General features: G+C 73.6%; 9 protein-coding genes. 3 read left to right on the top strand and 6 right to left on the bottom strand.

Annotation, left to right across the window (positions count from 1 at the left end; all coding sequences use genetic code 11):
- The 4 genes from AB0O00_RS22895 to AB0O00_RS22880 form a co-directional block, all read right to left on the bottom strand.
- Positions 1-1,007: histidine kinase (locus AB0O00_RS22895; protein WP_363654576.1), on the bottom strand; the 1,007-nt coding region annotated here is incomplete at its 3' end.
- 44 nt (positions 1,008-1,051) lie between these two features.
- Positions 1,052-1,474 (bottom strand): hypothetical protein, encoded by a 423-nt coding sequence (locus tag AB0O00_RS22890; protein WP_363654574.1) that lies wholly within the window; start codon positions 1,472-1,474, stop codon positions 1,052-1,054.
- Between the two features lie 388 nt (positions 1,475-1,862).
- On the bottom strand, positions 1,863-2,393 hold the full coding sequence (locus AB0O00_RS22885) for an SRPBCC family protein (RefSeq protein ID WP_363654572.1): 531 nt from the start codon (positions 2,391-2,393) through the stop codon (positions 1,863-1,865).
- Positions 2,394-2,537: 144 nt separating this feature from the next.
- Complete coding sequence (locus AB0O00_RS22880; RefSeq protein ID WP_363654570.1) at positions 2,538-3,398, bottom strand: LysR family transcriptional regulator; 861 nt, start codon at positions 3,396-3,398, stop codon at positions 2,538-2,540.
- 69 nt (positions 3,399-3,467) lie between these two features.
- Between AB0O00_RS22880 and AB0O00_RS22875 the strand changes: the two genes are divergently transcribed.
- A complete protein-coding gene (locus AB0O00_RS22875; protein ID WP_363654568.1) occupies positions 3,468-4,457 on the top strand; it encodes an EamA family transporter in 990 nt (329 codons plus the stop codon).
- Positions 4,458-4,667: 210 nt separating this feature from the next.
- A complete protein-coding gene (locus AB0O00_RS22870; RefSeq protein ID WP_363654566.1) occupies positions 4,668-5,090 on the top strand; it encodes a CBS domain-containing protein in 423 nt (140 codons plus the stop codon).
- Positions 5,091-5,359: 269 nt separating this feature from the next.
- Here AB0O00_RS22870 and AB0O00_RS22865 read toward each other — a convergent pair whose 3' ends face one another.
- Positions 5,360-6,751, bottom strand: a complete 1,392-nt coding sequence (locus AB0O00_RS22865; protein WP_363654564.1) for a serine hydrolase domain-containing protein — start codon at positions 6,749-6,751, stop codon at positions 5,360-5,362.
- A 386-nt stretch (positions 6,752-7,137) separates the two neighbouring features.
- Between AB0O00_RS22865 and AB0O00_RS22860 the strand changes: the two genes are divergently transcribed.
- Positions 7,138-7,710, top strand: a complete 573-nt coding sequence (locus AB0O00_RS22860; RefSeq protein ID WP_363654562.1) for a dihydrofolate reductase family protein — start codon at positions 7,138-7,140, stop codon at positions 7,708-7,710.
- Between the two features lie 99 nt (positions 7,711-7,809).
- On the opposite strand, the gene AB0O00_RS22855 is transcribed toward AB0O00_RS22860, so the two are convergent.
- A complete protein-coding gene (locus tag AB0O00_RS22855; RefSeq protein WP_363654578.1) occupies positions 7,810-8,664 on the bottom strand; it encodes a 2-dehydropantoate 2-reductase in 855 nt (284 codons plus the stop codon).
- Positions 8,665-8,705 lie beyond the last annotated feature (41 nt).

Raw genomic sequence — 8,705 nt, 5'->3', positions numbered from 1 at the left:
CCCGCGCCGGGAGCCGCGCCCGCGCCCGCGCCGGGCCCGTCGTCGCGGATCTCCACCGAGGTGCCGGTGAGCAGCACCGCGCAGCGGTCCGCGCGGGCGTGCCGGACGACGTTGGTCAGGCCCTCCCGGACGACCCAGCCGAACAGTTCCCGGTGCGCCGGCGCCACCGCATCGGTGGCGCCCGGCAGGTCGGCGACCACCCCGGCGGCGCGCAACAGCTCGCGACCCTTGGCGAGTTCGGCGGCCAGGGTCACCTCGCGGTAGCCGGAGACGGCCGCCCGCACGTCGGCGAGTGCCTGCCGGGAGAGGTCCTCCACGGCGGCCATCTCCTCGACGGCCAGGGCGACGTCCTTGACGGCGAGGCGCTGCGCCAGGCGGGACTTGACGGTGATCGCGGTGAGCGAGTGCCCGAGCAGGTCGTGGAGGTCCCGGGCGATCCGGTTGCGCTCGGCCTCCGAGGCGAGGCGCGCCACCTCCGCGCGAGCCGCGACGAGTTCCTGGTTGGTGGTGGCGATCTCGGAGAACCCGCGCACGGTGAGCGAGCTGAAGAGCAGGGCGATTGCCTGGAACCAGCCGGGCCCACTGTGCCAGGGACGGACGGCCCACGGCAGGACGAGGGCGCCGACCGTGCCGACCGCCACGGCCGCGGTGGCCCGGGCGGGGAACAGCACGGCGACGAACGCCACCACGCCGGTGCCGAGGAAGAACGCGTCGGCGTGGGCGAAGGGCATGGCAGCGACGAACAGCGCCGCCTGCCCGGCCGTCAGGAGCTCGGCCTGGCGCCGCCGGCCGCGGGCGTACGCGAAGCCGCCGGCCGCGTAGCAGACGGTGAAGGCCGCGACGACCGCGTACCCGGCGACGGCCTGCGACCCGGTGACGGTGTGGGAAACGCTGAGGACGGTGAGGGCCGGGTAGACGAGCATCCCGGTGGCCAGCATGACGCGGCGCCAGCCGAACGCCCAGCGGTGCGATCCGGACGATCCGGAGTCCGGTCCTTCGTCGGTCACGGGTGCGCCTGCCTTCCGTCGGGTCTCAGCTCGCCGGCCCGAGCTCAATTCGACGGGGCGGCCGCGAAGAGCGTACGCAGGTGGCGGCCGTTGAGGATCACGGCCACCCCCAGCAGCAGGGCGCCGCACAGGGCTTGCTCGGCCTTCATCCAGAACGGGAACGTGCCCGGCATGGCGATGATCACGACGACCGCGACGAGCATCGCGGTCGAGATGATCCGCAGCCGGCGGAACGCCCCGGTGGAGCCCCCGGCCGCCTTGACGGCCAGGACGAGCGTGATCACCGAGCTGGCCGCGACGGCGCTGCCGCGGATCCAGACGGCGACGTTGACGAGGTCGGGGTGGCCGGCGAGCGCGACGATCGCGGCCATCGTGACGAGGCTGAGCCCGAGGTAGGCGCCCAGGAGGCGGCGGATCGTGCGGAAGGCCCGGAGGGTCTCGGGGTGGTTCGGTTCGGTGGAGGTCATGGCATTCATGCTGGCCGGGGGCACCCCTCGCGGGGCAGTGTGCTGGTACACCGATGGGCCGTGACAAATGTCAGCGCTGCCGGGCGGATCGAAGGCTCACCCCCACCCCGGCGCCGGCGGCTGCGGCCACGGCGGCGGGGCCGGCAGCGCGGCGTCCGGTGCCGGGCCGCGGCCGGCGAGCCAGGCGAGCAGCACGTGGCCGGGGGCGGACGCGACCGGGCCGGTCGGGCCTCCGTCTCGGTCAGGGCCGAGACGGAGGCGGCGAACCGGGCGGCGGACGCGCGGACGGCGTCGAGGAGTGCGGTGCGGTCTTCCAAGGGTGGCGCCTGACTTCCGTGCTGCGCGCGGTCCTTCGGCCGGTACCTGGCTTCTCTGAAGTGTTCGGCCCCTAACTCCCCTGCTCCGCCAGGGTCTTGATGCCGTCCAGGGTGGCCGTCATGCCGGTGCGCAGTTCGCCGAGGCGGACCTCGATGATCTGTTCCTCGCGGTCCGGCCAGCGGTCGATGGCGGCCGTCACGCCGTTGCGACCGGGGCCGATCAGCACCGAGTGGCGCAGCCGGGTGCCGCCGTCCTCCGGCGTGAGCTCGTAGCGCCAGGAGGCGAGCGAGGCCGCCGGGTCCGTCGAGGGGCGGCCGAAGCGGCCGTCCGCGTCGGTGACGGTCCAGGCGAACACCTCCCGGTCGGTCAGTTCCGTCACGTGGGAGACCGTCCGCCAGTTGCCCAGCCGCTCGTTCTCGTTGTGGCCCTCGAAGCGGGCCCCGACCGCAGGCCCCTGCGCCCCGTCGAGCCAGGCGACGCCCCGCAGTTCGGGGCTAAGCCGGGCGGGCAGGGCGATGTCGGTGACCAGCGACCAGACCTCCTCGACCGTGGCCTTGATGTGCACCTCGCAGTACGTCCGCGGTCCGTCCGCGTATCGCATGCCGCTTCCCCCTCCGTCGCCGGGACACCTTCGCGGTTCCCGGGTGGTTACGGTCCGTGATGCTAGCGAGTTGTCATGTGCCTCGACAGGTTCCGGGCGAAACACCGACGATCGGGCGCCCGCTCGCTGGACCACCGGTACGCGTCAGTTCCCCGTGACCACCGCGCGGGCCAGCCGGACCAGGTCCGCGATGGCCGGGTGCGAGGGGATGCCCCGGCGCCAGGCCAGGAACAGCGGGACGGGCGGGGCGTCGGCGAGCGGGCGGTAGGCGATCGCGGGGTGCTTGTGCAGCCGGGGCGTGGCGGCCGTCGAGATGCCGACGGCCCGGCCGGCGGCGATGGCGGTCAGCCACTCGTCGGTGTTGGCGACCTCGATCGTCGCGGTGGGGCGGTGGCCGGCGGGCCACAGGTCGAGGGTCGTGGTGCCCGCGACCGTGTTCAGCGCGACCGGCCAGGCGGCGAGGTCCGCGAGGGTGAGGACCTCGCGGTCGGCGAGCCCGCTCGCGGCCGGCACCACGGCCACCCGCTCCTCGTCCAGCAGCAGCTCGGTGACCAGGCCGGGCGCCGTGACCTCGCCGCGCAGCAGGGCGACGTCGACCCGGCCCTGGGTGAGCCCGGCCGTGCGGTCGTCGATGCGGCGCAGTTCGAGCGGCACGTCGGGGTGCTCGTCGTCCCAGCGGCGCAGCAGCGGGATGGTGTGGTCGCCGAGGGCGGCCCAGGGGTGGCCGAGGCGCAGTGGCGGGGAGGCGAGCGTGCCGGGGTCGAGGGCGCTGTCGACGGCGGCGAGGGCGGCGGTGGCGCGGTCGCGGAAGGTGCGGCCGGCGGCGGTGAGCTCCAGGTGGTGGGTGGAGCGGTCGATCAGGCGGACGCCGAGGTGGTCCTCCAGCTGGCGCAGGGTCCGGGAGAGTGCGGGCTGCCCGGTGTGGAGGCGGGCGGCGGCGCGGGTGATCGTGCCCTCCTCGACGATGGCGAGGAAGGCCCGCAGGTGGCGCAGCTCGATGGTCATGCTTCGGAAGCATAACGGCTCGACGATCGGCATTTCCCGGCGCACGAACGAGTCCCTACGGTGGGGGGCATGACGAACACGATGTCCGGGATGTCCCGGACGGCGGCCACCGCGGCCATACCTGCCACCGCGGCGATGCCGGCCACCGCGGCCATACCGAGCATCCCGGCGACACCGGGCACCCCGGCGACAGCGAGCAACTCGGCGAGCCGGACCGGCGGCGGCCTCGGCGGGGTCGGGCTGGTGCTGGGCGGCACCCTGTCGGTGCAGTTCGGCTCGGCCGTCGCGGCGCTGCTGTTCCCGCGCGTCGGGCCGTTCGGGACGGTCGCGCTGCGCGTGACGATCGCGGCCGTGCTGCTCCTGGCCGTCTGCCGGCCCCGGCTACGCGGCCACGGTCGCGGGGACTGGGCCGTCGCCGGGGCCTTCGGTGTGGCGCTCGGCGGCATGAACATCCTCTTCTACCAGGCGATCGACCGGATCCCGCTGGGCCCCGCCGTGACGCTGGAGGTGCTCGGCCCGCTCGTGCTGTCGGTGGTCGCCGCCCGCCGGGCGGTGAGCCTGGTGTGGGCGGCGCTCGCGCTCGCGGGCGTCTTCCTGCTCGGCCGCGACGGCTTCGAGCGGCTCGACCTCGCCGGGGCCGGGTTCGCGCTCGCCGCCGGCGCGCTGTGGGCGGCGTACATCGTCCTCAACTCCCGCTCCGGGGCCCGCTTCCCACGCCTGGACGGGCTCGTGGTCGCGATGGCCGTGGCGGCGCTGATGAGCCTGCCGCTGGGGATCGCCGCCGCGGGCACCGCCCTGCTCGACCCCGGGGTGCTGGCGCTCGGCCTGGCCGTGGCGCTGCTCTCCTCCGGACTCCCGTACGCCCTGGAGGTACTCGCCCTGCGGCGCCTGCCGGCGGCGACCTTCGCGGTCCTGATGAGCCTCGCCCCGGCGGTCGGCGCCCTGGCCGGATTCCTGGTCCTGCACCAAACCCTGTCCGCCGGCCAGTGCGCGGCGATCGTCCTGGTGATGGCCGCGAGCGCGGGCGCCGTCCGCACGGGCCGGGCAGGGCGGGCCTGACGGCAGGCACTACCCGGCGTCGGCGCTGAGACCCGAGTACGGAATGCCGTCGGTTGTCTCCCGCGCTGGTCCGCAGCGGTTCCCCGAACCGCCCGCCACCGGAGTAGGGTCGTAGACATCCAGGGCATCCCGCATCCCGGTACCCGTTCCGGCTTCGTTCTGGGTGAAGGACGGCCCGGCAGGCAGCCGGAGACGGGAACGGTGAGCACCGTGACCACTCACTCCCCGCAGCCGGCACGCCGCGGCCTCACGGTCGCCGACGCCATGGACTCGTACGACTACCAGATAGCCGACGACAACACCGTCGACCAGGCCAACGACATCTTCCGCGGCGCCGACATCGAGTACCTGCTCGTCCGCGACCACGACGGCCGGTGCGAGGGGCTGGTCACCCGCGCCGGACTCCGTCCGTTCCTGGCCCCCTCCCGGCACACCGAGCGGACCACGATCAGCGCCACCGCGCACCAGCGCGGCCCGTTCGCCTGGCCGACCATGGGCCTGGCGCTGGCCGCGATCGCGATGCGGGTCAAGCACCTGACGGTCTGGCCCGTCGTCGACGAGGACGGCTACATCCTCGGCGTGCTCACCGCGGACCGCGCCACCGGCCTGCTCACCGTCACGCCGACTCCGTGAAGCCGTCGGTGCGCCCCGCTGCCCGGTGAGAACCGGCCGGACCGGCGGCCGGGCCACAACCGGGACCACGACATGACGACGGCCCGGACCGCCGCGAGCGGCCCGGGCCTTCGACTGCCTTCCTGCTTCCTGCTTCCTGCTTCCTGGCCATGGCGGAGGACACGGGATTCGAACGCGCAACCAGCGCCGGCCGGGTTCGGCCCGGCGGCTGACCGTCGTCCGGCCCTCCGTGTGGCCTGATCGGCCGGTGCGACGTTGCCGCGATCGGGTTACCGGTCTGCCGGGGCCCGGGTGAAGAGGCGGCCGGCGAGGTCGGCTCCGGTGATCGTGCCGGTGTCGTCGCGGGTGAAGAAGCCGCGCTGACCCGTGAGGCCGCCGCTGGTAACGATGTACTCGTCTCCGTCGCCGGGCAGCAGGCCGAGATCGGCCGGGGGCAGGTCCGCGGGCAGTTCGGTGTCGGCCGCCGCGCGGATCTCCGGCTTGATGGTGCAGGCGATCGTCAGCCCGGCACCGTCGACGGCGATGGTGAGCGCCATCACGTCGTTCTCGTACGTCCCGGCGGCCTCCCGGGCCCGGGTCTCGTCGAAGGGGAGCGGCTCCGGGTCCCGCTCGACGACCCCCAGGTGGTGTTCGAGCGCCCAGCGGAGGGCGGCCCGGTTGAAGGCGAGGCCGCCGTCGGGGCCGGCGTTGGACAGGGCGACGACGGCGAAGTCGCGTTCGGGCACGATGAGGAGTTCGGCGAACTGGCCGTTGGTGGAGCCGCCGTGGCCGACGGTGCGCACGCCGTCCACGTCGCGCAGGAACCAGCAGATGCCGAAGGCATCGCCGAGCGTACTGCCGTGCAGTTCGACGGTCTGCTGCCGCATGCGCCGCAGGGCCTCGGCGGGCAGGACCTCGGCGCCGTCCCGGGCCCGGCCGTCACCGAGGTGGAAGCGGGCCCAGCGGAGCAGGTCCGCCACCGAGGACGCGCCGCCCCCGCCGGGGTTGTTGGCGCGGGTGTCCTTCCACTTCCGCGCGACGGCGGGCGTGCCGTCCTCGCCGACGGTGTGTCCGACGGCGAAGCGCCGGGTCATGACCTCGTTGACCGCGAAGGAGGTGTCCGACAGTCCGAGCGGCTCGAACAGGAGCGAGGTGACGGCCTGTTCGTAGGTCAGGCCGGTCACCTTCTCGATGATCCGTCCGGCCAGGTTGAACGCCATCTGGCTGTAGGAGGCCCGGGCGCCGGGCGGAGCGATCGGCTGCGACTCGGACATCCTCGCCACGTACGCGGCCAGGGCGTCGTCCCCCTCACCGGTGTCGACGTTCATCCGCCAGTCCAGCCCGGCGGTGTGGTTGAGCAGGTTGAGCACGGTGATCCCGGCAGCGGCCCGCTCGTCCGGAAGCACCAGCTCGGGGACGTAGCGGCGCACCGGCGCGTCCAGTTCGACGCGCCCCTCGGCGACCAGGCGCATCAGCACGGTCGCTGTGTACGTCTTGGAGACCGAGCCCAGCACGAACAGCGTCCGCTCGTCGACGGGCAGCGGGTTGTCGACGCTCGTCACACCGTGGCAGGCGTAGACCTCCTGCCCGCCGGCCCACACCCCGACGGCGACTCCCGGCAGGCCGTACTCCCTGGCCGTCGCCTCGACGAACGCGGCCAGCGATTCTCGCGACTTCGACATCACGCTTCCCCCTTCTCTCTGACGCACGCCACCCCCATGGCCGCGGCGCCCCACTGTGAACCGAACCGTGATCAAGTGCGCGCTACAGCACGACATCCACGGTCGAGTAAGCCGCCGGCTCAACAGATGGGCCGTAGGCGGCTCGCCGAAGCTACCGCCCGAACCGGGTTTGAACAAGCGTCTTGCACAGTCGTCTAACACTGGCGTACTGTCAGTGCCGGTTCAGACCCGACCTGGGGGTCCGATGAAGAACACGAACGAGCGATGAGTTTCGCCGTGATCCATAGTCATAGATCACGGCTGGTGCGCCTCGACCGCGACTGCGAGCGCGGCGCGCACCGATCGAATGTGCCGAGAACCGAACACGAGACACCGAGGAACCCCGGATGCGTACGTTGATCAGCACCGCTTTCATCTCCCTGGACGGCGTCGTGGAGGCCCCGGGCGGCGAGCCCGGCTACCGGAACTCCGGTTGGACCTTCAAGGACATCGACTTCCTCCCCGAGGCGTTCGAGATCAAGGGCCGGGAGCAGCAGGAGGCCACCGCGATGCTGCTGGGCCGGACCAGCTACGAGGCGTTCAGCCCGGTGTGGCCGGACATGACGGACTTCGCCGACTACAAGGAGATGCCGAAGTTCGTCGTCTCCACCACCCTCACCGAGGACGACCTGGTCTCGAACTGGGGCCCGACCACGATCCTGCGCTCGCTCGACGACGTCGCCGCGCTGAAGGAGACCGAGGGCGGCCCGATCATCGTCCACGGCAGCGCCACCCTGAACCAGAGCCTTTCGGACGCCGGCCTCATCGACCGTTACCACCTTCTCGTCTTCCCGCTCCTGCTCGGCGCGGGCAAGCGCCTGTTCAGCGGCACGGACAAGGACGCCCAGAAGCTGAAGCTCGTCGAGCACGAGGCCTACGCCAACGGCGTACAGAAGAACGTCTTCGACGTCGTCCGCTGATCCTCGTCGCGTGGCGGGCTGCCCGGCCCGCGCACGGCGGTGGACCGCGGCGCCGCGGCGACGACCGCGTTTCCGGCGAACGCGCCGCGCCGGGGCGGCTCAGCCCAGCTCGCCGACCAGGCGGGTGGCGAGTGGGACGGGCACGCCATGGCGGGCGGCCGCGCGGAGGAGGGCTCCGCCGATGGCGTCCAGCTCCAGCGGGTGGCCTGCCTCGGCGTCGCGCTGCATGGAGGACTTCGCGGTGGGCGGGAACGCGTCGTAGAGGGCCAGCGAGCGCGCCGGGTCCGCCGGGGCGCCGCAGGCGCGGGCGACGACGACGGCCTCCGCCACCAGCGCCTCCAGCTCGGCGCGGTGCTCGGTCCTGACCCGGCCGATCGGGACCCCGTACCGCGTGGTGAGCAGCGCGAACGGGGCGAGGAACGCGAACTTGGCCCACAGCACGGCCGGTTCGTCCTCGCTCACGCGGGTGCGCACGCCCGCGCCGTCCAGCAGTCCGGCAAGTGCGGTGAGCCGGTCGGCCGGGCCGGCGAGGTCGATCTCGGTGAACGGGCTGCCGTGCTCGATCACCCCCGGCGCCACCCGGGCCGACTCGACCCGGACGACGGCCCCGACGACCCGCTCGGCCCCGAACCGTCCGCGCAGCTCCGCCGGGTGCTCGATGCCGTTCAGCAGCGGCACCACCAGGCCGTCCGCGACGAGCGCGGGCGGGACCCGCTCCAGCGCGGCGGCGAGGTGGGTGTGCTTGACGGTCACCAGGCACAGGTCGACGGGCTCGCGCAGCTCGGTGTCCGCCTCGACGGGCGCCGTGAACTCGCCGAACCGGGCGCTGCGCACCCGGATCCCGTCCCGGCGCAGCGTCTCGGCGGTCGTCTCCCCCGCCAGGCAGATCACCCGGTGCCCGGCGCGCGCCAGCAGCGCGGCGAGCAGCCCGCCGACGCCGCCGGGGCCGAGCACGGCGACCGTCCGGCGCGGGCCGAGGACGGCCTCGCAGGCGG

It is taken from the genome of Kitasatospora sp. NPDC093558 (genome assembly GCF_040683475.1).
In the GTDB taxonomy this organism is placed as follows: domain Bacteria; phylum Actinomycetota; class Actinomycetes; order Streptomycetales; family Streptomycetaceae; genus Kitasatospora.
This window is presented reverse-complemented; position numbering and strand designations above follow the sequence as displayed.

Bases quoted from the DNA above. Each gene is read 5' to 3' on its own strand.
- AB0O00_RS22880 (WP_363654570.1), bottom strand. From the start codon at position 3,398: ATGACCATCGAGCTGCGCCACCTGCGGGCCTTCCTCGCCATCGTCGAG.
- AB0O00_RS22875 (WP_363654568.1), top strand. From the start codon at position 3,468: ATGACGAACACGATGTCCGGGATGTCCCGGACGGCGGCCACCGCGGCC.
- AB0O00_RS22865 (WP_363654564.1), bottom strand. From the start codon at position 6,751: ATGTCGAAGTCGCGAGAATCGCTGGCCGCGTTCGTCGAGGCGACGGCC.
- AB0O00_RS22890 (WP_363654574.1), bottom strand. From the start codon at position 1,474: ATGACCTCCACCGAACCGAACCACCCCGAGACCCTCCGGGCCTTCCGC.
- AB0O00_RS22860 (WP_363654562.1), top strand. From the start codon at position 7,138: ATGCGTACGTTGATCAGCACCGCTTTCATCTCCCTGGACGGCGTCGTG.
- AB0O00_RS22885 (WP_363654572.1), bottom strand. From the start codon at position 2,393: ATGCGATACGCGGACGGACCGCGGACGTACTGCGAGGTGCACATCAAG.